The following is a 24,716-nucleotide window of genomic DNA, read 5'->3' on the forward strand; positions in this document are numbered from 1 at the left end:
CTCTCAGAGCGACAAGTAAGTCTTCAACTCAAACGGGGTGACCTGGCTGCGGTACTGTTCCCACTCGGCTCTCTTGTTGCGAAGGAAGAAGTCAAAAACATGCTCACCCAAAGCTTCGGCAACCAGTTCCGACTTCTCCATTTCACGCAAAGCTTGGTCAAGGTTGCCAGGTAGTTCCTTGTAGCCCATGGCGCGACGCTCAGCGCGAGTCAATGACCACACGTCGTCTTCGGCTTCGGCTGGCAGTTCGTATCCCTGCTCGATCCCGCGCAAACCTGCGGCAAGAAGCACCGCGAATGTGAGGTACGGGTTGCAAGCCGAGTCTGGGCTACGCACCTCAATACGACGCGAACCAGCCTTGTTCGGTGTGTACATCGGCACACGCACCAGAGCTGATCGGTTAGCACGGCCCCATGACGCGGCTGTTGGTGCTTCACCACCGTGGATCAGTCGCTTGTACGAGTTGACCCATTGGTTGGTGATCGCGCTGATCTCGTTGGAGTGCTCCAAGATCCCAGCTATGAAGTGCTTCGCGGTGTCCGACAATTCCATCGGATCATCCGGATTGAAGAATGCGTTGTTGTCGCCTTCGAACAAGCTCATGTGGGTGTGCATCGCTGAACCAGCATGCTGACTGAACGGCTTTGGCATGAAGGAGGCGTGAACACCTTCGAGCAGCGCAACTTCCTTCACGGCGTACCGGAAGGTCATGATGTTGTCAGCCATCGATAGTGCGTCAGCGTAGCGAAGATCAATCTCTTGCTGACCCGGGGCTGTTTCGTGGTGGCTGAACTCGACAGAGATACCCATCGACTCCAGCGCTTCGATCGCGTGCCGACGGAAGTTCGGCGCAGTGTCATGCACCGCTTGGTCGAAGTAGCCGCCCTTGTCCGCGGGGATTGGCTCCGAGCCATCTTCGGGAGAATTCTTCAGCAGGAAGAACTCGATCTCGGGGTGGACGTAGCAACTGAAACCTAAGTCAGCAGCTTTGTTCAGTTGGCGGCGCAACACGTGGCGCGGATCCGCCCAGGACGGGGATCCGTCCGGCATGGTGATGTCGCAGAAGATGCGAGCAGTGTGCGGCTTTCCGTCCTTGTGGACCCACGGCAAAATCTGGAATGTCGAGGGGTCTGGCTTTGCGACGGTGTCGGCTTCTGAGACGCGTGAGAAACCCTCGATGGAGGATCCGTCAAAGCCGATCCCCTCGGTAAAGGCACCCTCAAGCTCAGCAGGCGCAATAGCCACCGACTTCAGGTAGCCGAGAACGTCGGTAAACCACAGCCGGACGAACCGGATGTCGCGCTCCTCGATCGTGCGAAGCACGAATTCCTTCTGGCGATCCATACCGGCGAGGTTATCACTTACAGCGAGCAACTAACCGGGTTCACGGTGGGAAACTCCCAGTACCCCAACTCTTTTATTACCCACAACGCGGGTCTGACTCCGGTAACTGCAGGTCAATGAGATACCGCTCGACGTGTTGGTCAACACATTCGTCAACTCCAAGCACGACAGTGTGTTGATTTCCTTCGTAGGTGAGCAAGCTGCCGCCGAGTTGACGAGCAAGTTCCAGACCGGCCTCGTACGGCGTCGCAGGGTCACCAGTCGTCGACACCACCAAGGTAGGTGCCAGTGCGTCGTCAATATCCAAATCGCGCGGTTCGCTGGTGTTGAGCACGGGCCAGAATGCGCAGAAATCTAGTGGGGCTTCACCGGTCCCCTGCCCGCCGTCAGCAAACGGTGCGACTTCGCGATACCGCATGTCGGCCTCACCGCGCCGCGCCCTGTCAGTTTCAGGTGGACTGTCTACACAACTCACCGCGTGAAAAGCTGGGATCGTGTTGCGGTAGGTGCCGTCGTCTCGGCGCCCCTCATAGGTGTCTGCGAGGAAAAGCAATGTGTCACCAAGACCATCTGTCACTTCGGTGAGTCCCGTACGCAGCAGTGTCCACAGTTGCGGAGAATAGAGCGCCTGATAGACGCCCGCCATTCCGTCGCTGTAGGTGAGGTTCCGTGGGTCTGATGTAAAAGCTGGGTCGTCGATCAGCGATTCCATAATCACCCGGAACTCCTTGACCGCGTTGTCGACATCGCTGCCAAGTGGGCACTGGGGTTGCTCCAGACAATCGTCAACAAAAGCATCAAATGCACGCTGAAACCCCTCGCCCTGGCGCACCAGAGTCTCAACTAGATCCTCAGCAGGGTCTACCGCCCCGTCGAGCACCATTGCGCGAACTTTGTCCGGGAACTGCTCGGCATAGACCGCGCCCAAAAAAGTCCCGTACGAATACCCTAAAAACGTGAGTTGCTCATCACCGAGCGCCGCGCGCAGCACATCGAGGTCGCGAGCCACGTCCCGCGTACCGACGTTGCTAAGGACGTCAAGCCCAGTATTGCGTTCGCATGCCTCGACATAACGACGTGTGTCTGCTTCTGTCTCGGCGATGCCCTCAGGGCTCATGTCGATGCGCAACGCCTGTCGGTAACTGTCCTGATCAGGACCACTCAGACACGCAATTGCTGGCGTTGACGCACCAATTCCGCGCGGATCAAACGATACAAAGTCGAAGCGCTCGCCAAGTTGAGTGCCGGGCAGCGCGGCTGCCACATTCGCCGCAGCCGAAATCCCTCCAGCGCCCGGACCGCCTGGGTTCATCACGAGCGAACCGATCTTGTTCCCACTTGCGCTGGTGCGTGTCACAGCAATGTTGGCGACGTCACCCGTCGGGTCCTCGTAAGACAGCGGAACAGCCAAATAGGCACAGGTAAATCCGAAACGATTGAGACGCTGCCGCGTGTCAGCATCGTTGGCATATTCGTCGCAGGACTCCCACTGGAGTTCCTGGGTATAGAACTCGGCGAGATCGGGGTCAAACCCTTGTGGTTCCGCAGGGGTGAAGCTCGAATCCGGCGCCTGCGCGCACGCCGTTATCGCAAGCACCAAACCAATTCCAAGGCACGCCCCAGTCAGGAGCCGCCCACGCTGGCCGTGTCGCCGTTTTTTCACTTCTGTGCGGCCGTGTTCACTCGCCGCGCGCCCAACCACAGATTGACCAGCAGGAACCATGACAGCGATCCTGCCACGCGGTCGTAATCCACGTCACATCAGTGGCCGATACGGGTTGTTTGCTCGATACAGTGGCAGACTAGGCGTGTCACCACCCAATCCCGGGGACCCATAACGGGCCTCGAGGCGCGAAGGGACAACGATGTCGGACACAACGGCAGAAAATCCGGTCTACGGCAACGCATCAGCAGGACCGGCTGATGCGGTAAAGCGCACGAAAACTAGGATTCATCACCTCCAGACGTGGAAAGAACAGGGTCAGGCCTGGCCCATGCTCACCGCGTATGACTACCCCACGGCACGCATCTTCGACGAAGCCAACATTCCAGTTCTTCTCGTCGGAGATTCCGCAGCCAATGTTGTTTATGGCTACGACACCACCGTGCCGATTTCCATCGATGAACTCATCCCACTCGTCCGGGCGGTAGTCCGTGGGGCACCCAATGCGTTGGTCGTCGCCGACCTGCCATTCGGGTCGTATGAAGTGTCACCCACTCAGGCCTTAGAGAGTGCGATCAGGTTCATGAAAGAAGGCGGAGCGCATGCCGTCAAGCTGGAAGGCGGCGATCGGATGGCTCCACAGATCAAAGCGCTGACCACAGCTGGCATTCCGGTTATGGCCCACATCGGGTTTACACCGCAGAGCGTCAACAGTTTGGGCGGCTTCCGGGTACAAGGTCGAGGTGCCGGTGCCGAACAGTTGACCGTTGACGCTTTGGCTGTCCAGGATGCTGGCGCATTTTCCGTCGTGATGGAAATGGTGCCTGCTGACCTCGCAACGGACATCACGAAAACTCTCGGTATCCCCACTGTTGGAATCGGAGCGGGCAGCGGCTGTGATGCGCAAGTTCTTGTCTGGCAGGACATGGCCGGAATGAGTGGCGGAAAGACCGCCAAGTTTGTTCGCCGCTTTGGCGACGTCGGAAAAGAACTGCACTCGGCGGCGACCGAGTACGGGTCAGCTGTTCGCGACCGATCGTTTCCGGCTGAAGAGCACACCTTCGTCCGCTAGATCCCTCAAGTCTGCAGGAGTACTCGGTGCCCACATCACAACTCGCCTCGCGCTCAACGATCGTCGTCTGCGGACTTGCAGCAGTACTTCTGAGCGCGTGTACGGCCCCCGGGCCTGAATCAACCCCAGCCGATCCACCGCCCCCGGCTCCCCCAGGTTTCGCACTCCCCGATGCGTCGATGTTGTGCACCGACCTGGCCGAACGGGAACAGGAAATGCGCACCTACACGCCAAGCATTGGGCGCGTCACGTTGAACGGCATCGTGATCAACTGGGCGACAAACAACAATGTCGATTTGATCGAACTTGCCCGCAATCGTGACGCCATAGACACGGCGCTCATTGAAGCGTGCCCCACCGTGCGGGACAATGTAATGAGCTACCTAGACATACCGTCAATCGCGTCAGCCATTATCGGCTTGCCAGAGTAGGACTGCTGCATTGTGTCCACAACCGAGAATGTAGAACGTGAACTCAAGTTTGAAGCTGGGAAAGAAGCTGCGATTCCGTCGTTCGACAGCGTTGAGGGCGTGGACGCGGTAGATGCAGCGTCTGTGGCGGAACTCCACGCTACGTACTTTGACACTTCAGATCTTGCTCTAGCACGCCACAAGATCACGTTGCGGCATCGCACAGGCGGCGGAGACGAAGGATGGCACCTCAAACTTCCGTCGACGGCGGGCGCACGGGCTGAGGTGCATGCCCCGCTCAGCGCTGTGAGCGAAGGCCCCCCGTCCGCGCTCACAGACCGCGTGCGAATCCACGTTCGGGATAAGCCTCTAATCGCCGTTGCGGAGGTGCTCAACAGGCGTACCACTTACTCGTTGCGCAGCTCCAACGGTGCAGCCCTAGTCGAGGTGGTCGATGATCGCGTCACCGCCTCATCGCTGCGGCCCGGGCACAAGCATGTGAGCACCTGGCGGGAATGGGAAGCCGAAATTGTCTCCGGCGACGAATCTGATCTCGCTCGCGTCCGCGATCGGCTACTACAGGCCGGGGCGCTTGACTCACCGAGTCCGTCGAAGCTGGCACGTGCACTAGGCCCCGACGCGGTGACACCAACTTCAGAAGCAGAACCTGAACCAGCCAGTTTTGCGAAAAACTCCATAGGCGCCCTCCTCGTCGAGACTGTCGCGCGGCACCGTGATGCATTCTTTGAACATGACGCACTTGTTCGCCTCGACAAAGAAGACGCAGTTCACCAGATGCGCGTGGCAGCCCGACGAATTCGGAGCCTCCTGCGTGGGTATCGCCCCCAGTTCGCTAGGCAACTCACTGATCCGATTGAACGTGAACTTAAGTGGTGTGCGGGTGTGCTGGGCGGCGCCCGCGATGCTGAAGTGATGGCGCTACGCCTCGATGCGCTTATTGCTGCCCAACCGACCGGCACAATCAGCAAAACGACCCGCAAGCACCTCCTCGCACACCAGCGCGATGCCTACGCGACGGCGTATTCCGAGGTAATGGATATGCTCACAAGCCCCCGATACTTCCGGCTGCTGGACTCACTCGACACCATCCTTGCTGCCGATCACTTCAGCAAGAAGGCCAAGCGTGACGGGAGCGACGCTATTTGTTCGACTCTTGTTCGGATGCACAAAAAGACGCGGAAAACTGAGGGCAAAGCGCGGGCTGCCACCAACACCTACGAGCGTGACACCAATCTTCACAGCGTACGCAAAGAGTGCAAACGAATCCGCTACGCTGCCGAAATCGCCAACAAGACCCACATAGATGCGAAGTCCGGGCGGAAAATAAAACGTGTTCGAAAAGCTGCCGAAGATGTTCAGGAAGTCTTAGGCGAACACCAAGATGGTGTCATCACCCGCAACCTACTCGACAACATCGCTGTGGACGTCGCCGAGCAAGGCGGTGACGCGAGTGACTACCAACGGCTCGCAGGGTACGAACAAGCGATGGCTGATGTTGCAGAATCTGACTACCGCACGCACTGGAAGGCGCTGCGTCGCGCTATTCGCGCGCTGCCGTAATGTCTATGTATCACCATGCTGGGGAGCTAGGAATTCCACTCTTCGTCTTGTTCATCAGCCTTTTCATTGCGTTCTTTAGCGATCTCCAACGCACGTGCAGCCGTCTCTTTGTTGGGATAGGGGCCCATGCGTTCGAGGCCTCGTGATTCTTTGCCACGCCGGACAGAGCCGTCGGTAACGCAGTAGTACCACTGGTCATCTGTGTTCATTCCTTCAGTGTGCCCGACGACCCCGCCCACAGCACGGGAACGTGCGCCTCGATTTCGCCGCTGACTGGGCGACTACGGCACATGTCAGACATCGCAGGCATGATGGTGATCACATTGGGGACAGCTTTGATGGGAGACGATTCGACGATGGCGTGGGTGGGTAATCCGGTTTGGCTCGCTGATGTGCTGCGAGCTGAAGGCTTAACCGTTATCGAACACGATGGGTGGCTCACTCGCGGTCACGGCGAGTATCGCGACATCCGCGGGGTGATGGCCCACCACACCGCTGGTGGCACCCCCAACGACTGGCGCGTGGTGATGTTCGGTCGCCCCGATCTGCCCGGTCCGTTGTCGAATCTGGTGTTGGAGAAGGACGGCACATACCGGGTTGTGGCAGCTGGTGTGTGCTGGCACGCAGGGCGTGGCTCGTGGCCTGGTTGGCCGACAAATAATGCGAACTGGCATGTGATTGGGATTGAAGCGGTCAGCACTGGTCGCCCTGACGCACAAGGACGTTTCGATTGGACTCCGGAGCAACTAGACGCTTACGTGCGCGGGTGTGCTGCCATCGCGCGGAAGGTTGGCTTCTCGGTTAACAATGTGGTGGGTCATAAGGAATACAGTTCGGAAGGAAAAATTGATCCGGCTGGAATTGATATGGCTGACTTCCGCCGCCAGGTGCAACAGGTCATCGTCAACGGACCAGGGCCCGTAGACCGTGAAGTGTTTCCGCTTCCGACCGGGTATTACTTTGGCCCGCTGGAGGGGCCCACTGAGTCGATTTCGGGTCAGCATCCTTCGGAACGCCCGCAGTGGCGTGAGGGGTTGAAGTTCTGGCAAGCGCGGCAGGAGATCCCACAAACGGGTGTGTGGGATGCGGCGACAGCCGATGCTGCGCGCGCTGTCCAGCGAGCACACGGCTGGCGACCGGATGGGTTGATTGGCCCGGGAACGTGGGCGGCGGGACTTCGAGGAGCTCCCGCACCTGAGCCTGTACCAGAGCCCACACCCACTCCAGAGCCCGAACCTGTACCGATCCCTGAGCCCGACCAGCCCTCTGCCCCAGATTCCGAAAGTCAATCGAACCTTCGCTGGCCGCTTGTCATTGTCCGCCGCATTCCTGGGTGGGTACGCGAGCGAATTCCATTTGGTCGGTGACTGCGGGTCAGAGTTACGTCAGGTTTCGTAGCAGTGGGGGCGGTGGTTGAGTTTAAGCGTTGGATAGCAGGCGTATCGGGTTCTATTCGCAACACTGAATGGCGTGCAGTTGTGTCGCGTCGGTACGGTTCCCGTATGCGACGATTCAGCAAAGTATGCGACCTCACAGGGCCAGGTACCAGCAGTTGCAATTTCGACGTTGTCGGCACTGACCTGGGCATACCCGTCGAGTTGCCGGGCGGTCGCGAACTCGCATGGATCTTTGGTGACACATTCAGTGGTGTGGCACCAGGAACACCAGGGTGGCGGTCACCGGTCCTGTTACGTTCAGCAGATCAACCGCTGGAGGACGGCGTCGAATTTTGCTCGTGCGCAGGTAAGGGGCAGGCTCGGCGTCTCGTGCGCGGCAGCAACCGTGGGCGCACAACGTGGCTCCCGGCCGACGCCATCACCATCGGTGACGCAACATACCTATTTGCCATGCGTAATGACGGCCTGCACAACGTCACGCAGACTCGCATCTTTGCCTCCACTGACGCCGGTGAGTCATGGAAGAAAACCCGCGCAAAATGGTCGGGAAAACACGACGCCGGGAACATGCAACTGATCACCTGGGTGCAGGGCCCTCCCGAAGACAATTGGATCTACGTATTTTCGACGGGCTTCCAGCGCAACAAGCCCTTGTTCCTCTACCGGGTTGCAGTGGACGACGTGACAAACCCGAAAGCGTGGGTTCCGTGGGGATGGACCGAAGACACTGGGTGGCGGTGGGGAAACACCGCCACGCCAGTGCTCACAGGCCAGTTCGGTGAAATGAGCCTTCGACGCGTCGACGGCAAGTACGTGCTCGTCTGGTTCGACGCTGGTGGATACCAGATCCAAGCTATGGTGCTTGACCACCCCACTGACAACTTGTTTGAGACCCGTCAGTACACACTGCTGCGCGGCACAAGTTGGGAAGACGAAAACCATGCCGTAGGCGATGTAGCCCAACTGTACGGCGGCTACATCGTGCCCGGTTCAACCCTTGATGACCTGCACATTTCGGTCAGCCAGTGGAACACCACAACAAACAAGGTTTACAAGGCGATGCTTTTCCACGGCAGCCTCCCGCGCTAGGTCACCAGGGATTGGCTGGTGTTTCGCCCCGAATCCTGTGGAGTCTCATTAGGCGTGATGTCTTCGTCAACTAATCAATCCAACCCGCTGTGATCGGTCTGTAGGTCCGCCACTCCTAGTTTCTGGCACGTCGGATCCCCGGGCGGACTTTCCGGGTTTTGCGCACCGCGATTCGCAAAGCGAGTTCCGAAAGCTCGGCGCTTTCGCGAAGGACCGCGCGCGGCTCGTTCGCGGCGAGCTTCACGGTCTCTCGGCGCACAATCGCTGCAACAGCACGTTTCGTGTCAGCACTAGCATTCCGCCAGACTGCCACTATCGTACGGCGGCCTCGGGTCATACCCGATCGCCAACTGCGCGGCGCGGGCCACGTCATCCCCTGCGATCTTGCCGACAAGCCACAGTGCTAGGTCAATGCCAGCTGACACCCCGGCGCCCGTAACGATCTTCCCGGATTGGACGATTCGCTCGTCGCTCATTGCCCGAGCCCCAAGTCCGTTGAGCACAGACATCTCCGACCAATTCGTAGTAGAGGGCTGATCCTCGAGCAGGCCTGCAGCCACTCGCACTACCGAACCTGTGCACACCGACGCGGTCCACTGTGTGGTCTTGTGCACGCGCCGCAGCCATTCCAGAAGCAGCTGATTCTTAGCGATCGCGCCGCTAGCAGTGACCGACCCGCCAATCAGCACAACATCCGGCGTCGGGGTCTCGTCGAACGAATGCGTGGCTGCCATGACAAACACCCCACTGTCGGCGATGGTCGAGCCTCCAGTCATGGCGAGGCAGGACCGCGTTACAGGTCCGATACGCACCAGGCACAGTCCGCACACTCGAAATCCACCTGCGCAGGTCGCCAAAATCACTCAAAACTCAGCCGTTTTGTTGACCTCCGCAGATGGATTCGGAGGAGGAGAGGAGGAGAGGCGGAGAGGCGCTGACGAGGCTCCGCACTAGTTGCACCATCGGCGATATGCACAAAGCTCGTGGGGTCCTCCCGTCGAACTGCATCGCACTGCCGGTCGCAATACTCGCGGACGGACCGTTCAGCCTGTGCCTGTCGATCCGGGCCGAGATGCCGAATTAATCGCCCACTAGACCGGCCGCCGTCATCGTCTCTCGGTTTGACCGGCACCCCTTATCCCCTAGTTTCGCGGTCCAAATCGGGGCATCGCCAGGCTTTCCAACGCAATAACCTGGGCTGGTGCAACTGTCGCGGACGATTGCGGCGGGGCACAGCAGCCGCCAGAACCTTCCGCGTTGGGGTCGTCAAACACTCCAGCTCCCCCACACACGCCGGTGTCCGGGAGTGTCAGTTCCACTTGGGCGGCCGAGTCGAAGTCGCCTGCGAGAGCAGCAGCGATGCTACGCACCTGTTCGAAGCCAGTCATCGCGAGGAAGGTTGGTGCGCGCCCGTAGCTTTTCATTCCGACAATGAAAAAGTTGGGTTCAGGGTGCGACAGTTCTGCGTAGCCATGGGGGTAGACCGTTCCGCATGAGTGCACATTGGGGTCGATGAGTGGCGCCAATGCGACAGGTGCCTCAAGGGTGTAATCGAGGTTCAGGCGCAGTTCTGTGAGCCACGAGTTGTTGGGCCGAAACCCTGTCAGTGCAACAACGTGATCGACGTCGACGATGCGCGCGCCTGTGTCGCTGATCAGCTCGAGGTTGTCGTCATGTGTCTCGATCTGTTCGGTGCGGAAGCCCGTGATGGTCGAAACGAGGCCGTCCTCGACGGCTTTTTTGGCGCGCACACCGAGTGCTCCGCGCTGCGGGAGTTCATCCTGGGAGCCACCGCCGAAGACGTTTTCTGCCGTACCTCGTCGCCGTGCCCAGGTGATTGTGGTGCCAGGGTGCGACTGGGCAAAGGCTGCGAATAAGCCGACTGCGGTGAGGGCGGAGTGGCCGCTGCCTACAACTGCGATGTGTTTCCCGGCGAGTTCGTCCCGCACTGTTGGCGAATCGAGATCTGGGATGCGGTAGCTGATACGTGTGTGGGCGGAATCCTCGCCGATTGCAGGAAGCCCTTCGCTACCAACAAGGTTGGGTGATTGCCAGGTTCCTGTTGCATCAATGATGGCGCGGGCTGCAATTTTGTGTGTTTGTCTGTCAGCGGTGTGCAGGTATACGGAGAACGGTTCCGTGTCGCGGCCCGAATCAACGAGTCGATCGCGTCCTCGCCGCGCAATGCCTACCACCTCTGTGTCGTAACTGAACTCGACGGAACTTCTGAGCGCTTCGGACAGTGGGCGCAGGTATTGCGTCACCCACTCCCTACCTGTGGGGTAGGTGTCGTCGTCGGGCGGTGTCCATTCAGTGTTCGTGAGCAGTGCACGTCCTGCGGGGTCGATCACTTCAGCCCAGCGGGAGAAGAGCCGAACATGGTTCCATTCGACGACTGAGGCTCCCGCGTGGGAACCGCGCTCGATGACATGGGTTGGGATGTTGCGTTGCGCTAGGTGGGTGGCAGCGGCCAAACCGATGGGTCCGGCGCCGACAACAACTACAGGTAGGTCTTTCACCAAGGTCTCCATCGACGAGGATCGATATACCCTTTCACTGTATAGACGTACATCAATGTAGGCAATCATCGATATACTTCGATGATGGAGGTTCCATCGATGCCGCCAACTAATCACCCTCTAAGCCTCGAAGAGGCAGAGGTCTACGCAGAGTGGTTTGCGTGCCTCGCTGAGCCCACGCGAGTACGCCTCCTCCACTATGTCGCACGCTCCCCCGACGGAATCGCGGTAGGACAACTCGCCCAACTTCTATCCCTCGGACAACCCACGGTGTCACACCACATAAAAAAGCTCGCCGATGTGGGGTTCCTTGCCGTGAGAAAGCACGGCACCGCCACTATTGTGAGCGTGAGCCCGACCTGCTGTACAGGTATCCCCCACGCCGCAGAAGCCGCAATGGGAATTCTCGCCACCGGGCGATGCTGCATCGGTGAGGCTCCACCCAATGTTCTTGTTCGCCCCATGATTGATACCGATTGGGCGCCGGTCATCGACATCTACGCTCAAGGGATCGCTGCACGCACCGCAACCTTTGAGACCGCAGTGCCCGATCGTTCATTGCTGGAACAGAAGTGGTTGCCACAGCACCGCTGGGTCGCCGAAATCGACAACAAAATTGCTGGCTGGGCCACCCTGTCGCCAACATCCACAAGGTCCTGCTACCGCGGCGTCACTGAAAACTCAATCTATGTAGACCCAGTGGCACAAGGAAAGAAAATCGGTAGTGCGCTGATGCGTAAACTCGTCCAGCACGCGGATACTGCCGGGGTGTGGACCATTCAAACGTCAATTTTTCCGCAGAATCGCGCCAGCATCGCACTTCACCAGGCGGTGGGTTTTCGCACAGTTGGTGTGCGCGAACGGATCGCCGAACTCGACGGCGTCTGGCATGACACCGTGCTGATGGAACGTCGGGCGCGCGCAGAAACCTAAAGGGACGAGCCAGTCTCTAAGCCGGATTCTGTCCCCCAGCGTCGAAACGCTGGAGTGGCGACCATCCGTCTGGACACACCGTCGCCGGGTGCCTCATGCGGCTCACCCGCGAACTCGGGCGAGCAGCCCTCAAACATTCGCGCAGCCCCACCACAGGGTGAGGCCTTCTGCCTTGCTCCGGACGGGGTTTACCTAGCCACCCTGGTCACCCAGGGTGCTGGTGCGCTCTTACCGCACCGTTTCACCCTTACCCACCGTGGTGGGCGGTTTGTTTTCTGTGGCACTGTCCCGCGGGTCGCCCCGGGTTGCCGTTAACAACCGTCCTGCTCTGCGGAGTCCGGACTTTCCTCGGCGCAGGGCCTATCGCTGTGCGGTGGTTCCCTGCGACGCGGCCGCCCGACTGACTCGTCCGCCCACAACAATAGCCTTACGCCGTGTGGTTCAACGAACCGGTGCGAGGACGAACAACAGCTACTCCCAGGTATGGCTGGTGTCGTTGACGAGTTTCACGGATGCACCACCGTCGGGGTAAAACTCGGCGATACTCAGCGACGCTAGGTCGAGGTGGAGTCGGAAAAGCAGTGCTGGTCCGGCGTCGAGCGCCATCCGGAGGACCGTTTTGATTGGGGTGACGTGGCTGACGATCAGCAAATTGGCGCCGCCGTATTCGGCGATAAGTTCATCGCGCGCCCGCCTTACCCGCTTATGTACGGTGTCGAAGCTTTCGCCGCCTGGGGGTTCCACTGATGTGTCTGTGAGCCACCGCGCAAATAGTTCTGGATCGCGGGCGGACGCTTCGGTGAAAGTGAGGCCTTCCCAGGCTCCAAAATCTGTTTCGATGAGGCCGTCGTGCGGAGTGACAGGCAAGCCGAGTGCTTCCGCCGCCGCGTCTGCGGTACTGCGGGTGCGTGTCAGCGGCGATGAGATAACTGCGCTGATGCGCCCCTTCTGGCGGCTGAGGCGCTGGGCTGCGGTTTCCACTTGACGCTGGCCTTCGGAGGTCAGTGGGTGGTCTCCTCGACCGGAATATCGTCGCTCCACTGACAATGCAGTTTGTCCGTGTCGAAGCAACAGCATTCGCGTGGGGGTACCCATCGCGCCCGTCCACCCTGGTGAGTGATAAGCGGCGGGTTTCGCAGCCGGAGGTTCCTCGTCGCGTCCTTCTGCAGCAGCGTCCATCGCTTCGTTTGCGAGTTTGTCGGCGTGCTTGTTCTTCTCGCGAGGAATCCAGGTGTACTTCACCGAAGTAAACGCGCGGGCTAACGTGGCGGCTTCGCGGGCCAACGGAATCATGTCGGGGTGTTTTACTTTCCACCGTCCCGACATCTGTTCGACGATCAGTTTGGAATCCATCCGAACGTCGACCTCGCGCGCACCGATTTCCGACGCAGCGGTAAGCCCCGCAATCAGTCCTTTGTACTCGGCCACATTGTTTGTGGCGGTACCGATGAACTCTTTCCGCTCGGCGAGCACAGAGCGGCTGTCGGCATCGAACACGACGGCGCCGTACCCAGCAGGACCAGGGTTACCTCGCGAGCCACCGTCTGCCTCGATGATGACCTTGTCAGGTGTGCTCACGTAAACCGCTTCTTTCCTGTCGTGGCCTGAACAGAATGGTTTCCAAACGGAGTGGTCAGAGTCCTGAGCGTGCGTTGCGCACCAGGATTGCGCTGCATTCCGGACATTGCACAACACCGTCGTCTGGCGTTGCCGCAATGCGTTCAAGTTCACCGCGGTCAAGCTCGATGCGACATGCGCCGCACCGCCGTCCCTGCAGATGTCCGGCACCGATCCCACGAATGGTGAGTTGTTCGGTGTACAGCTCAAGGAATTCGTCTGGGAAGAGTCGCACAAGCGCATTTCGGTCGGTATTGCAGCGGCGTTCAGCTACCTCAATGTCGGCGAGGGCCTCGTCGCGTTGTCTATTAGCGTCGGAGATCTTGTCATCGATTTGCGATAGCTTCGCACCAGCGTGCTTGTAGTTTTCGTCGGCAGCTTCGCGTTGCTCCATATATTCAAGGAGGTCGTCTTCGAGAAGGCTGCGTCGACGCGCCAATGTGGCGAGTTCATGTTCAAGCTCAGACAGCTGCTTCGACGGAAGCGAACCTGATTGCATGAGTTGGTTGTCGCGCAGTTCTCGCTTGCCGACCTGTTCGACTTCGCGTTCAAGCCGACGAATGTCACGGTCAAGGTCGTCGAGGATCATTTCTTTCCCGACGGCATCGTCCTTGATTTTCTGCCGCTCCGCCTCGAGTTCGGCAATGACTTTGTCCTCAGGCAGGTTGCGTCGACGGTGCCGGAGACGCGACAGTTCTGCGTCCACCCCTGCAAGATCGAGGAGCCGCTGTTGAATCTGTACGTCAACCTTCACTACTCTGTGCTCCCAAATTCAAATGTCGTTCTCTCGTGTGCAACCGCACCACTCTACCGCCCATTCAGACCACGGACAGAATCCTGGCACGTTTAACGTGTGCCGTCAGCTTTCGTCCGGATGTGCACTGACTGTCCACGGATCGGTCCGTACGGCACAAACGCGGGTTTCTAGGCTGTGATCACTGAATGCTGCGTCGATTACCGAGCGAGCCTGCGCACACCATGGGTATTCGCTTGCCCAGTGCGAGACGTCAATGAGAGCTGGCCCGCCGGTACGCAAGTGCTCATCAGTGGGATGGTGCCGCAGGTCTGATGTCACGTAGGCATCAACACCAAGCGCTGACACCGCAGCCAAGTATGAATCCCCTGCACCACCACAGACGGCGACGCGGTGAATCAACCTTTCGGGGTCCCCAGCGGCACGCACTCCCCACGTTGTTGCAGGCAACGCATTGGCTACACGTCTCGTAAACTCCCGCAAAGTTTCGGGGGCGGGCAGTGCGCCGACGCGACCAAGTCCGCAGCACGATTTCAGCGGAGCGTGCTCAAACACATCGAAGGCAGGCTCTTCGTATGGGTGGGCACTACGCAGAGCTGCGCGTACCGCATCACGCTTGTTTCGCGGTGCCACCACCTCCAAGCGGTCCTCGACCACGCGTTCTAGGTCCCCCACGGTTCCCAGGGTGGGATTAGCTCCAGCGAGCGGCCGGAACTGCCCAGTCCCCGTCACCGACCAAGCGCATTCGCTGTAGTCACCCATCGAGCCTGCGCCAGATTCAAACAGCGCCGAGCCCACAGCCGAGGTGTCAGCAGATGGAACGAAGACCACCCACTTGTCCACCGGGCGCTCAGGCTTGGGCGCAATGGGGCCTTCCACGGTAATTCCGAGAGCATCTGCAAGGGCATCGGACACACCCGGATCAGCTGAATCCGCATTGGTATGGGCAGTAAACAAGGCACAACCCGCTCGTATTAACCGGTGCAGCAGAACTCCTTTAGGGGTGTTTGTGGCAACAGAATCAACGCCGCGCAGCAGCAAAGGATGGTGGGCGACAATAAGTTCCGCACCCCAGTTGATCGCCTCCTCTACTACGTCTGTCGTGACATCGACGCACAGCAGCACTTTGGTGACGGCGTCATCGGGGTTTCCACACACTAAGCCGACAGAATCCCACGACTCGGCGAGCTGTGGTGGGTAGGCAACTTCAAGAGAGCGAACAACATCGCCCACAGTCACAGTAGCCGTATCGTTCACAGCGGCCTTATCGTGCTTCGTCTCGCCGGTCACAACATCTCCTTCATCGCGTTCACAACCATGTCTACTTGTTCGGGTGCGCGCACGGCCACCCTGACATATTCGTCTGACAGTCCGGGGAATGTGTCGCAGCGCCGCACGGCAATCCCCCGCGTGCGAAGGAAAGCACACAGTCCCGACGGCACCTGCACCAGGACGAAGGGCGCCGACGCCGGGGTGAGCACACGGATCCCTCCATCTACCAGTCCTCGAAGTTGATCCACGAGGTAGTCACGGTGGGCCGAAATCTCTTGCGTGATTCGCAGCGATTCACCTTGCGCCGCGGGTTCGCTGCAGGCGCGCAGCGCTTCCATCTGTAGCGAACCCACTGGCCAGTGTGGCCGAGTGCGACCAAGTTGCGTCAACACTTCGGGGTCCCCAAGCGCATACCCGCAACGCAAACCCGCGAGCGCCCAAGTTTTTGTGATGCTCCGCAGAACCACAACGTCTGGTGCGAGTTCTGTCGAAAAACTGTGGTGTTCCCCCTGCACAACGTCCATGAAGGCCTCATCGACCACCACAATGCGGCCAGGTCGGCGCAGCAGATCAATGTCTTCGCGCGTGTGCAGGACCGACGTTGGGTTTGTTGGGTTTCCGAGCACGACGAGGTCTGCGTCATCAGGCACCGAGCGCGCACCGAGGGTAAATGGCTCACGAAGAATCAGCTGGGTGACCCGAATCCCAGCTCGCCTGAGAATGAACTCTGGCTCGGTGAAGGAGGGATGGATGACAACAGCGTGCTTGATGTCGAGGTTTGGTAGCAACGAGAAACCCTCAGCAGCCCCCGCAAGGAGAAGCACCTCGTCCGGCGAACGACGGTGCCGCTCGGCCAGTACGCTGCGGGTCGAACTGTTCTCGTCTGCGCTGGGATAGCGGGCAAGATCACCAATCCGCCCAGCTAGTCGCTGCTGAAGCCAGACCGGCGGTTCAGCGCCGTGCACGTTGACGGCGAAGTCGATCAGCCCGGGTGCGGCGTCGATATCCCCATGATGACGCAGCGACTCCACTGAAACGTCTTGAGACCTCGGCGCAATCACAGCCTGAGCCTACTGACGCGCTCATCCCACCGCTTCCTCGGCATAATGGAAACCCGTCCATATGCTCATGGCGACGCCTTGTTGCACGAAACCAGGTCGCACGGAAGGGCTCACAGAGTGCACATCACATTCATCTGCACCGGAAACATATGTCGTTCGCCGATGGCCGAACGCATCATCGGTGACATCCTCCACCGCGAAGGCCTTGACAATCGTGTGCGCGTCAGTAGCGCGGGGATTGGCGATTGGCATGTGGGAAATCCGGCAGACCATCGCACCGTCGACGTCCTGCGCAACCACGGGTACAGCGCCGACCATGTCGCTGCCGTCGTTGACGAAACCCACCTCAGCGCGGACCTCATTGTTGCGCTCGACAGCGGTCACGCACGCGAACTCGCGATGCTCGGCGCCGAGTCGAGTCGCGTCCGAATGCTACGGAGCTTCGATCCTGACGCCGACTCTATCGACGTGGCTGATCCGTACTACGGCGGAATTTCCGGCTTTGAAGAAGTTCGTCAGCAAATTGAAGCAGCCGTCCCTGGGATCCTCCGATGGGTCCGAGATCAGGTCTAGTAGTTGTCGGTTTGCGGTGACTCAGGTTACGCAGAGCACCCGCAGTTGTCGCAGAGTCGGCACTTCGGGCTACGGTGGTGTCGTGCGTCGATTTGGCTTCCTCCTCCGCCCAGGTTGGGTAGCGCTTGTTGTTGTGGTTGGCGTGTTCGCGTACTTGGCATTCACGGTCCTTGCGCCGTGGCAACTCGGCAAGAATGCCGAAACTGAACGCCGCAATGCGCTTATTGAGCAATCCGTTGAGGCGACCCCCGTAGCGGTGTCTGATGTTCTCTCTGAAAATGGTGAACTCCACCCCGATATGGAGTGGAGACGCGTCACCCTCAGAGGCGAGTACCTGCCTGAAAGTGAAGTTGTTGTTCGATTGCGCTCGGCGGAATCCTCACCAGCATTCGAGGTGCTCACACCGTTCAAGGTCGACGATGCCACTACGGTGCTAGTGAACAGGGGCTACGTCATCACTGAACGTGGAACCGAGGTTCCACAGTTCAACCCTGCACCGACTGGGGTTGTCGAGCTTGAGGGCCGTGTTCGGGTGCCGGAAGGCACGCTCGGGCGCGAGGCAATCGTGGGCGACGACGGCATTACGCAGGTGTATTCCATTAACCTCACCGAGATCTCAGCAATCACAGGTCTCGAACTGCCTCAAACGTACGTTCAGCTGGCACCGGAACAACCCGGCGGTCTCGGCGTCATCGGTTTACCGCAGCTCAGCAGTGGACCGTTCTTGTCGTATGGGCTGCAATGGATCGCGTTTGGCATCATGGCGCCCCTGGGGTTGCTGTACTTCGCGCGGGCAGAACTTCGCGAACGTCGCAGAAACAAGGCCCCCAAGGAGGACAGCTCACCGTCGTCGTCCGAAGCTCCCCCGGTGAGCCCGCCGACGGCGGAAGATCGACTGGCCAGCCGCTACGGCAAGCGTCGATAACAGCACCACACCGAGCGTTGTCACCTGCACTGATGACGACAATCGTGTCGCTCGACGCACATCATGCACCCCGGGTGTCGGCCCAGTGCCCAAAGTGGGGCGCTGTTCACGGCCATGCCGATACACAGTTTCGCCACCCAGTTGCACACCCAGCGCACCCGCAGCGCTCGCTTCAACGACACCAGCATTAGGGCTAGGGTGCTTGTTCGCGTCGGACCGCCAAGCCTCCCACGCGGAGCGCCGACGGCCGGGTGGTGCCACGAGAACCGTCACAGCGGCGCATGCACGAGCGGGGATGAGATTGGCGACGTCGTCAAGGCGTGCCGAAGCCCAGCCAAAACGCGCGTACTTTTCCGACCGGTACCCAACCATCGCATCGAGGGTATTTACAGCTCTATACGCCAACACTGCAGGGGCTCCACCGACGGCGGCGAACACGAGTGGCGCAATCGCGGCATCCGACGTATTTTCCGCCAAGGACTCCACCGTCGCTCGCGCAATACCGTCTGCATCTAAAACGTCAGGGTCACGCCCGCATAGCGACGGCAGAAGACCCCGAGCCGACTCAATATCCTCGGCTTCCACATGCGCCGCCATCGTGTAACCAACTCGCGTCAGCGACGTTCCACCAAGTGCCACCCACGTAGCCGCCGCCGTCAGTGCTACGTGAGCAACCGACGATTTTCGCACCGCCATATCAGCGCACAAAGCCCCTGCCGCGACTACGCCAACCAGCGCGCCACAATATAACGCCCCTCGGGCATACCCGTCGCGGTAGATCGCCTGCTCCAGCTGCGACGCTACCTTCCCGAACCCCGCCACCGGGTGCCACTGCTGAGGATCACCAACCGCAACGTCGAGCGCAAACCCTAGCGCGATTCCTGCCGCACGCGTCACCAACACATTCGGTTCTGTCACGTGGTCTGTTGTAGCACTCATGTCGTCGCACTCATGTTGTCGACGGCCGAGGTTGCGGCGATTGCGTCCATCGATTGATCCACGCAACCGGCTCCGGGCGAGTCAGCAACACAAAAATCACAACCCACAATAGTGAGCCCGCTACCGCAGTCGGCCACTGGCTGTCCACAATATTGACGCTGATAACGAGCGGGCCGTGGACACCAAAGAATCGTGGAACAAACACACCCGACGGCACCCGAACCAGCCACAACCCCACCACGGATACAGCAACGACCGCGACGAAGCACACCCCAAACCAGAAGTTTGACCCCTCAGACGCAGTCGATGCGCGCGTCCTTATATCGATTAGGGCCGCGAGGAGGAGAAAAATGACCCATCCGGCATTGACAACGCGGTACCGACTCAGTGTTGTCATACCTGAGGACGATACGTCACTGCGAGGAATGGGCCCTAAGTCCGATGTGCTCGCCCTGGCATAAACGGGAGCATTGCGTGCATGACAACACCACAATCCACTGCCGACGCACCAGTCTTGGCAGGTCTTGAGCTCACCAAAAGCTACGGGACAAACACCGTGCTGCACAACGCCTCTATCGCGATACGACCTCAAGAATCTCTTGCTGTCATGGGACCATCCGGATCAGGCAAGAGCACTCTCCTTCACATCCTCAGCGGGATCGTGAAGCCCGACAGTGGCACCGTTCTGTTTCGCGGCCAACCCATTCACACCTGGAAAGAGTCGAAGCGCACCGAACTGCGGCGCACAGCGTTTGGGTTCGTATTCCAAGCTGGACAACTACTGCCAGAACTTCCTGCAATCGAAAACGTAGCGCTCCCACTCATACTTAACGGAATGCCCATTGCAGCGGCCAAAGCACAGGCTGCCGCGTTTTTTGCACCGCTAGGGATCTCAGGTTTGGAGATGCGCAGACCCGGTGAGATGTCGGGCGGTCAGGCACAACGCGTAGCGATCGCGCGGGCTCTTGTAGCACGCCCAGCAGTGTTGTTCGCCGATGAGCCAACAGGTGCCCTCGACGCCCACACCTCTGCGGAAGTCATGCGCCTCCTGAGGGAAACGAGCCGCCACATGGGCACCGCACTTGTCGTGGTCACCCACGATTCGGACGTGGCCGCATTCTGTGATCGCACCATTGGCGTGCACGAAGGCACCCTCGTTGAAAGGACCGCACAGAAATGAGCGCCCTCACCGTCATGCGGGTCACCGCCCTCACCTCGCGCGCCGAAGGCCCCCGTATCTTCGCCACCTTCGCCCTGCCGCTGGTGGCATTTATGTCCTCCACTGCCCTCGCCTTGACCGTCTTCGGTGGTTACGGTGCGTTCGCCAACCGAACCGACCACCCCGACGCTGAGTTCTACACGGTGCTCGCTGCCATCGCCGCAATATTGATCGTCATCCCGTGCTTTACGTTGGGCCTAGCAGCGGCACGCCTAGGTGCACGCCGACGCGACGAACGACTTGCAGCCCTCCGGCTTGCAGGAGCCACACCCCGCCAAGTGGTAGCGCTGTCCGCCATTGAGGCTGGTTTTCAGGGACTTCTCGGCGGCGTTCTCGGCGCGGCGACGTACGGAGCATGTCTGCCACTGGTGGCGCAGCTTCCGTTTCAGGGTCACCCCTTCACCACGGCTGAACTGTGGGTAGGAATGCCAGTCCTCGCCGGAACGCTGCTCGGTGTCACCGTCATCGCCGTCATCTCCGCGCTTGTCGGTCTCCGCGCGGTAGTCATCAGCCCACTCGGTGTGGCACAACGCCACGCACCCCCGGCACCGAAATGGATCATTGCAGCAACCGTGGTGGCGGTGCTTATTGTGTGGACGCAGATCAACCCTGCAGCACTCGGAATCGCAGGAATGCTCGTCGCACTCGCCGTTGTATTCGGCGCCATCAACTTCGTCGGCCCATTTGTTGTCACGCTGGTTGGAAAGGTCCTCATTCGACGTGCCAGCAGTGCAGGGGCGCTAGTAGCCGCCCGCCGCATCCTTGACGACCCCAAACAGGTGTGGCGTTCAGTGGGAGGCGTCACTGTCGCCAGCTTTGTCGCAGCTGGCACCTCACTTCTGACAGCCATCGGCGGCGCTGCTGGGAGCCCCGAAGACGCACAACTGCTGGCTGACATGCGCCTCGGGGTGGCCTTCACCGTGACAGTCACGTTTGGGCTCGCCGCAATCTCCGCAGTCCTCACCCAGGTTGCGACTATCCTCGACAATCGCGACCTCTATCGCAATCTGAATTACGCTGGCACACCGTTCACCGTGATGAATGAAGCGCGCACACGCCAGGTCCGCACACCAGTCGTAGTGATGTCACTCATCGGTGCAGGTTTCGCGCTGGGCTTCCTCTTCCCCATCACCGGATTGATGATATTTATCAACCCACTAGCACTTGTTCAACTCATCGGGTTGATCGCCTTCGGCTGTGGACTAGTAATTGCTGCGGTCTACGCCACCACACCAATCCTGCGGTCAGTGATGCTCGCGGGGCGATGAACCAGAGGGTGTCAGCGGGTGTCACTGTCAATCAGCAGACGCCCGCCATCTTCGATAACACGAAGGGTCGCGTCCTTGGTTTGACCGTCATACGTCAACCCATTCACCCGCATATCGACTGAACCATCGGGGTTGTTTTCTAACTTGTAGGCCTCAATGCGGCCAAAGCTCTGGATAACCCTCGTCGACCAGTACTCTTCGAATGCCTGCTGTGACCCATATGGTTCCTGCGCGGCAGGGGTGAGCAACGACCACGAACCCGATGGGTTGCTGTAGAACTGTTGCACGAGTTGGCCCCCGCGACTCCAATCAACCGGCGAACCCGAATGTGCTGTCTCACCAGCGTCCGCGACAATCGTCTCTGACACACCGGGAACATCCGAAACACGGTCAGACAAGTTCAGGGCCACATTGACCACGGCACCTACCGCGAGGAGGACCAGAAGCACCGCCCCCGCATACAGAAATGGTTGCTTTCGGTCTCGCGGTGCAGGTTCAGCGTGGACCGGCGCAGTAGCGTGGACCGGCGCGGCAGCTCGAACCGGCGCCGTAGCGTGGGCTGGTGCAGCAGCTTGGACTGGTGCGGTGCGAGCCGTACGAGGCTTCACTTGCGTCAAAGCGCGTGTTGACGGGCTTGGCCTACGGATAGAGGGGCGTTCACGGCGCGACAGAGTCGGTACTACAACATTGCCACCAGCAAAGTGTGACAGCGCTGCGCGAGCCTCCTCCATTGACGGGCGGTTCCGCGGCTCGGAGCTCACAAGACTGGAAATGAGTTCCATCGCTGGACCTGCACGTCGTGGCGCACGAATATCACCGTTGGCGGCCGCAAACAGCAAAGCGAGCGGGTTGTCATTCAACCCGTAAGGAGGCTCTCCCTCCAGGGCATGAAACAGAGTCGCGCCGAGTCCAAACACATCCGATGCCGGTGTGGGATCGACACCTCGTGCAACTTCCGGCGGCAAATATGCGGCGGTACCCGACACGAGGCCTGTAGCGGTGAGCGTCGAATCACCGGACGCCTTCGAAATCCCGAAATCAGTAATTTTGACGGTGCCGTCTGGGCCCAGCAGGATATTGCCTGGCTTCACATCACGATGCACCAAACCCGCCTTGTGGGCCGCGATCAGTGCCGAGGCCACTTGCTCACCGATACGGGCAACTTCCGGCAAGGGCATAGTGCGGCGCTTCTTCAACACCTCAGCCAAGCTGTACGACTCGAAGAACTCCAAGATCAAACAAGGGTGACCTTCGTGCTCCGTGATATCGAATACGACGATCGCGTTGGGATGATGAAATCGAGCCGCATTCCGGGCTTCACGAATAGCCCGTTGACGAACAAGCGCACGTTCACCATCATCCAAACTCGAATGAATCGGAATCTGCTTAACAGCAACGGACCGCTCGAGACGCTCATCGATCGCACGCCACACTACGCCTGCGCCGCCGCTACCGATGCGTTCAACGAGACGATAGTGCTTCGCGATCACCTGGTCAGTTCTAATGGCGCCTACTCCGAACTTCCTACGACTACGTACTCCACCAACATGGCGAACAACACCGAAAATGTTGTCCTACATGACCGCTTTATGTTACGTGCGAAAACTAAGCCCCGGCTATGACGACAATCACCGGCGAGTTCCGGACCGCCATCTGACGCTGTGGGCTCGGTTCAGACGGGCCGGGTGGAGCCGATCGAGCCTACATTCCGACCCCAATGGCGGGTCAAAAGTAGGCGCGATACCCCCACTGCTGGTCGGCAAAACGAAAAACAGTCGAACCCTGAGGGGCTCGACTGTCTGGTTTCGTCACAATCTTGTGGGCGCAGAGGGATTTGAACCCCCGACCACTGCTGTGTAAGAGCAGCGCTCTACCGCTGAGCTATACGCCCCGAGTCGCACGTTGTTAGTGCCGCGACTACTTTACACAGTCTCCGCCGCATTGGCACATCCGGGCCACATCGGGGCCGCATCGGGGCCAAAACCCGACGTAACTGCGGCACCACTAACCTTGCAGTGCCGCTATGGCTTTCTCCCATTGTCCCTGCTCGCGGGGCTTCCCTGGCTCGCCAACTTCAGCGAATCGAATGATCCCATCGGTGTCGATGAGGAATGTTCCGCGGTTGGGTGTGCCGTTCTTTTCGTTAAGAACGCCGTAATCGGCTGCTACTGCGCCATGCGGCCAGAAGTCAGCGAGGATGGGAAAGAGATATCCCTGTTCAGCGGACCATATCTTGTGCACGGGTGAGGCGCTGACGGACACGGCGAGGATTTCCGTGGTGTCATTGCGGAACGTGTCAATGTTGTCGCGGATTTGCCCTAGTTCACCTTGGCAGGTTCCGGTGTAGGCCAACGGGAAAAACACCAGCAGTACGTTCTTTCGGCCCCGGAACTGCGAAAGCGTGATTTTCTGGTTGTTCTGATCTCGCAGGGTGAAGTCAGGCGCAGCGTCGTTGACTGCTGGTGTCATTGCCGCTTCCCGGCCTTGGCGCGAGGCTGCACGAGACGTGCACCAGTCCAAGCTCCGAGGTTGACCGTAGAGGTTTGGGTTAGTCCGGCAGTGGGTGCCGATTCAGCGATTTCGCTGGGCTCAACATAGCCGGGTGTGCCAGTTTTCGGTGATAGCACCCAGATGAAACCATCTTCGCCCAGGGGCGCGATGACATCCATGAGTTCGTCGACGAGGTCGCCGTCGCCGTCACGCCACCAGAGGATTACGGCGTCAACCACTTCGTCTGTGTCTTCATCGATGAGCGCGTCTCCGCATGCTTCTTCGATCGAATCACGAATTTCGTCGCTAACGTCATCGTCCCAGCCGAGTTCCTGAACAATCATCCCCTCGGTGATACCTAACATTTGTGCGTAGTTCCGAGTGTCCGTCCCGGCCACGTTCTTGAATCCTCCTACGTCTGTGGGTGCTTACCGTATCGCCCGGATTGGCGATATCTATGCACTCGTTTTTGTGCGGGGTGCTGTGAGTCAGTTGCGCCCTAGTGCATGATGCACTTGAGCAGCCACGATGACCAACCGTTGCGCCGAAATGGCTGAATTTGGTGTTTCTGAATTTGCCCTGGCGGGATA

At 59.5% G+C, this 24,716-nt stretch carries 24 protein-coding genes, 1 tRNA gene and 1 other RNA gene; 10 read left to right on the forward strand and 16 right to left on the reverse strand.

Translation table 11 applies throughout. From position 1 onward, the window contains the following. Positions 1-3: 3 nt before the first annotated feature. Together glnA and IEW73_RS12535 are read right to left on the reverse strand one after the other, a co-directional pair. Entirely contained in the window at positions 4-1,344 is a 1,341-nt protein-coding gene (gene glnA, locus IEW73_RS12530; protein ID WP_188675595.1) for a type I glutamate--ammonia ligase, read from the reverse strand. A gap of 76 nt (positions 1,345-1,420) precedes the next feature. Further along, on the reverse strand, positions 1,421-3,067 hold the full coding sequence (locus IEW73_RS12535; protein WP_188675598.1) for an alpha/beta hydrolase: 1,647 nt from the start codon (positions 3,065-3,067) through the stop codon (positions 1,421-1,423). A gap of 142 nt (positions 3,068-3,209) precedes the next feature. Between IEW73_RS12535 and panB the strand changes: the two genes are divergently transcribed. Genes panB through IEW73_RS12550 form a run of 3 tightly spaced genes read left to right on the forward strand, consistent with a single transcriptional unit; the run spans position 3,210 to position 6,070 of the window. Next, a complete protein-coding gene (panB, locus tag IEW73_RS12540) occupies positions 3,210-4,079 on the forward strand; it encodes a 3-methyl-2-oxobutanoate hydroxymethyltransferase (RefSeq protein ID WP_188675601.1) in 870 nt (289 codons plus the stop codon). 26 nt (positions 4,080-4,105) lie between these two features. After that, positions 4,106-4,510, forward strand: coding sequence for a hypothetical protein (locus tag IEW73_RS12545; RefSeq protein WP_188675603.1), 405 nt, complete (start codon positions 4,106-4,108; stop codon positions 4,508-4,510). Positions 4,511-4,522: 12 nt separating this feature from the next. Then, entirely contained in the window at positions 4,523-6,070 is a 1,548-nt protein-coding gene (locus tag IEW73_RS12550; protein ID WP_188675606.1) for a CYTH and CHAD domain-containing protein, read from the forward strand. A gap of 26 nt (positions 6,071-6,096) precedes the next feature. Here IEW73_RS12550 and IEW73_RS12555 read toward each other — a convergent pair whose 3' ends face one another. Further along, a complete protein-coding gene (locus IEW73_RS12555; protein ID WP_188675609.1) occupies positions 6,097-6,279 on the reverse strand; it encodes a hypothetical protein in 183 nt (60 codons plus the stop codon). 9 nt (positions 6,280-6,288) lie between these two features. Between IEW73_RS12555 and IEW73_RS12560 the strand changes: the two genes are divergently transcribed. Both IEW73_RS12560 and IEW73_RS12565 read left to right on the forward strand, forming a co-directional pair. After that, positions 6,289-7,437 (forward strand): peptidoglycan recognition protein family protein, encoded by a 1,149-nt coding sequence (locus IEW73_RS12560; protein ID WP_188675613.1) that lies wholly within the window; start codon positions 6,289-6,291, stop codon positions 7,435-7,437. Positions 7,438-7,572: 135 nt separating this feature from the next. Then, entirely contained in the window at positions 7,573-8,556 is a 984-nt protein-coding gene (locus IEW73_RS12565; RefSeq protein WP_188675618.1) for a glycoside hydrolase family 183 protein, read from the forward strand. A 290-nt stretch (positions 8,557-8,846) separates the two neighbouring features. Here the strand turns inward: IEW73_RS12565 and IEW73_RS12570 are convergent, their stop codons facing one another. Together IEW73_RS12570 and IEW73_RS12575 are read right to left on the reverse strand one after the other, a co-directional pair. Next, positions 8,847-9,332, reverse strand: coding sequence for a DJ-1/PfpI family protein (locus IEW73_RS12570; RefSeq protein WP_229675988.1), 486 nt, complete (start codon positions 9,330-9,332; stop codon positions 8,847-8,849). A gap of 366 nt (positions 9,333-9,698) precedes the next feature. Next, positions 9,699-11,087 carry an FAD-dependent oxidoreductase gene (locus IEW73_RS12575; protein ID WP_241012684.1) on the reverse strand — a complete coding sequence of 463 codons (1,389 nt, stop codon included), beginning with the start codon at positions 11,085-11,087 and terminating at the stop codon, positions 9,699-9,701. Positions 11,088-11,159: 72 nt separating this feature from the next. Between IEW73_RS12575 and IEW73_RS12580 the strand changes: the two genes are divergently transcribed. Next, complete coding sequence (locus IEW73_RS12580) at positions 11,160-12,008, forward strand: GNAT family N-acetyltransferase (RefSeq protein WP_229675989.1); 849 nt, start codon at positions 11,160-11,162, stop codon at positions 12,006-12,008. 1 nt (position 12,009) lies between these two features. Here IEW73_RS12580 and rnpB read toward each other — a convergent pair. From rnpB to cobC, 5 genes are all read right to left on the reverse strand, one after another. Continuing rightward, an RNA gene (rnpB, locus tag IEW73_RS12585) (RNase P RNA component class A) lies at positions 12,010-12,416 on the reverse strand. A 63-nt stretch (positions 12,417-12,479) separates the two neighbouring features. Further along, positions 12,480-13,586 carry a bifunctional RNase H/acid phosphatase gene (locus IEW73_RS12590; protein ID WP_188675627.1) on the reverse strand — a complete coding sequence of 369 codons (1,107 nt, stop codon included), beginning with the start codon at positions 13,584-13,586 and terminating at the stop codon, positions 12,480-12,482. 55 nt (positions 13,587-13,641) lie between these two features. Next, positions 13,642-14,379, reverse strand: coding sequence for a zinc ribbon domain-containing protein (locus IEW73_RS12595; protein WP_188675630.1), 738 nt, complete (start codon positions 14,377-14,379; stop codon positions 13,642-13,644). A gap of 105 nt (positions 14,380-14,484) precedes the next feature. Beyond that, positions 14,485-15,618, reverse strand: a complete 1,134-nt coding sequence (locus IEW73_RS12600) for a Nif3-like dinuclear metal center hexameric protein (protein ID WP_188676892.1) — start codon at positions 15,616-15,618, stop codon at positions 14,485-14,487. A 47-nt stretch (positions 15,619-15,665) separates the two neighbouring features. Next, a complete protein-coding gene (gene cobC, locus IEW73_RS12605) occupies positions 15,666-16,712 on the reverse strand; it encodes an Rv2231c family histidinol phosphate aminotransferase CobC (RefSeq protein WP_229675991.1) in 1,047 nt (348 codons plus the stop codon). An 81-nt stretch (positions 16,713-16,793) separates the two neighbouring features. On the opposite strand from cobC, the gene IEW73_RS12610 reads away from it, so the two are divergent. Both IEW73_RS12610 and IEW73_RS12615 read left to right on the forward strand, forming a co-directional pair. Then, positions 16,794-17,285, forward strand: coding sequence for a low molecular weight protein-tyrosine-phosphatase (locus IEW73_RS12610; protein WP_277395876.1), 492 nt, complete (start codon positions 16,794-16,796; stop codon positions 17,283-17,285). 82 nt (positions 17,286-17,367) lie between these two features. Then, positions 17,368-18,210, forward strand: coding sequence for an SURF1 family cytochrome oxidase biogenesis protein (locus IEW73_RS12615; RefSeq protein ID WP_188675636.1), 843 nt, complete (start codon positions 17,368-17,370; stop codon positions 18,208-18,210). Here IEW73_RS12615 and IEW73_RS12620 read toward each other — a convergent pair. Both IEW73_RS12620 and IEW73_RS12625 read right to left on the reverse strand, forming a co-directional pair. After that, the gene (locus IEW73_RS12620) at positions 18,127-19,149 is read right to left on the reverse strand and encodes a cobalamin biosynthesis protein (RefSeq protein ID WP_188675639.1); all 1,023 of its coding nucleotides are present in this window, start codon (positions 19,147-19,149) and stop codon (positions 18,127-18,129) included. The two genes, IEW73_RS12615 and IEW73_RS12620, sit on opposite strands and share 84 nt — an antisense overlap. 10 nt (positions 19,150-19,159) lie before the next feature. Continuing rightward, a complete protein-coding gene (locus IEW73_RS12625; protein WP_188675641.1) occupies positions 19,160-19,546 on the reverse strand; it encodes a hypothetical protein in 387 nt (128 codons plus the stop codon). An 81-nt stretch (positions 19,547-19,627) separates the two neighbouring features. On the opposite strand from IEW73_RS12625, the gene IEW73_RS12630 reads away from it, so the two are divergent. Next, complete coding sequence (locus IEW73_RS12630; RefSeq protein WP_188675643.1) at positions 19,628-20,329, forward strand: ABC transporter ATP-binding protein; 702 nt, start codon at positions 19,628-19,630, stop codon at positions 20,327-20,329. Next, positions 20,326-21,636 carry an FtsX-like permease family protein gene (locus IEW73_RS12635; protein WP_188675645.1) on the forward strand — a complete coding sequence of 437 codons (1,311 nt, stop codon included), beginning with the start codon at positions 20,326-20,328 and terminating at the stop codon, positions 21,634-21,636. Before IEW73_RS12630 ends, IEW73_RS12635 begins: the two co-directional genes overlap by 4 nt. Before the next feature lie 11 nt (positions 21,637-21,647). On the opposite strand, the gene IEW73_RS12640 is transcribed toward IEW73_RS12635, so the two are convergent. The 4 genes from IEW73_RS12640 to IEW73_RS12655 form a co-directional block, all read right to left on the reverse strand. Continuing rightward, on the reverse strand, positions 21,648-23,126 hold the full coding sequence (locus IEW73_RS12640) for a serine/threonine-protein kinase (RefSeq protein WP_188675647.1): 1,479 nt from the start codon (positions 23,124-23,126) through the stop codon (positions 21,648-21,650). Positions 23,127-23,455: 329 nt separating this feature from the next. Next, positions 23,456-23,527, reverse strand: a tRNA-Val gene (locus IEW73_RS12645). Between the two features lie 113 nt (positions 23,528-23,640). Beyond that, on the reverse strand, positions 23,641-24,105 hold the full coding sequence (locus IEW73_RS12650; RefSeq protein ID WP_188675649.1) for a peroxiredoxin: 465 nt from the start codon (positions 24,103-24,105) through the stop codon (positions 23,641-23,643). After that, positions 24,102-24,491, reverse strand: a complete 390-nt coding sequence (locus IEW73_RS12655; protein ID WP_188676898.1) for a DUF3052 domain-containing protein — start codon at positions 24,489-24,491, stop codon at positions 24,102-24,104. The genes IEW73_RS12650 and IEW73_RS12655 overlap by 4 nt, the downstream gene beginning before the upstream one ends. Between the last annotated feature and the right edge of the window lie 225 nt (positions 24,492-24,716).

The organism is Hoyosella rhizosphaerae, from assembly GCF_014643175.1.
GTDB classification, from domain to species: domain Bacteria; phylum Actinomycetota; class Actinomycetes; order Mycobacteriales; family Mycobacteriaceae; genus Lolliginicoccus; species Lolliginicoccus rhizosphaerae.

Bases quoted from the DNA above. Each gene is read 5' to 3' on its own strand.
- IEW73_RS12575 (WP_241012684.1), bottom strand. From the start codon at position 11,087: ATGGAGACCTTGGTGAAAGACCTACCTGTAGTTGTTGTCGGCGCCGGA.
- IEW73_RS12570 (WP_229675988.1), bottom strand. From the start codon at position 9,332: ATGACTGGAGGCTCGACCATCGCCGACAGTGGGGTGTTTGTCATGGCA.
- IEW73_RS12625 (WP_188675641.1), bottom strand. From the start codon at position 19,546: ATGACAACACTGAGTCGGTACCGCGTTGTCAATGCCGGATGGGTCATT.
- IEW73_RS12630 (WP_188675643.1), top strand. From the start codon at position 19,628: ATGACAACACCACAATCCACTGCCGACGCACCAGTCTTGGCAGGTCTT.
- panB (WP_188675601.1), top strand. From the start codon at position 3,210: ATGTCGGACACAACGGCAGAAAATCCGGTCTACGGCAACGCATCAGCA.
- IEW73_RS12655 (WP_188676898.1), bottom strand. From the start codon at position 24,491: ATGTTAGGTATCACCGAGGGGATGATTGTTCAGGAACTCGGCTGGGAC.
- IEW73_RS12650 (WP_188675649.1), bottom strand. From the start codon at position 24,105: ATGACACCAGCAGTCAACGACGCTGCGCCTGACTTCACCCTGCGAGAT.
- IEW73_RS12620 (WP_188675639.1), bottom strand. From the start codon at position 19,149: ATGAGTGCTACAACAGACCACGTGACAGAACCGAATGTGTTGGTGACG.
- IEW73_RS12555 (WP_188675609.1), bottom strand. From the start codon at position 6,279: ATGAACACAGATGACCAGTGGTACTACTGCGTTACCGACGGCTCTGTC.
- IEW73_RS12535 (WP_188675598.1), bottom strand. From the start codon at position 3,067: ATGGTTCCTGCTGGTCAATCTGTGGTTGGGCGCGCGGCGAGTGAACAC.
- IEW73_RS12635 (WP_188675645.1), top strand. From the start codon at position 20,326: ATGAGCGCCCTCACCGTCATGCGGGTCACCGCCCTCACCTCGCGCGCC.
- IEW73_RS12580 (WP_229675989.1), top strand. From the start codon at position 11,160: ATGGAGGTTCCATCGATGCCGCCAACTAATCACCCTCTAAGCCTCGAA.
- glnA (WP_188675595.1), bottom strand. From the start codon at position 1,344: ATGGATCGCCAGAAGGAATTCGTGCTTCGCACGATCGAGGAGCGCGAC.
- IEW73_RS12565 (WP_188675618.1), top strand. From the start codon at position 7,573: ATGCGACGATTCAGCAAAGTATGCGACCTCACAGGGCCAGGTACCAGC.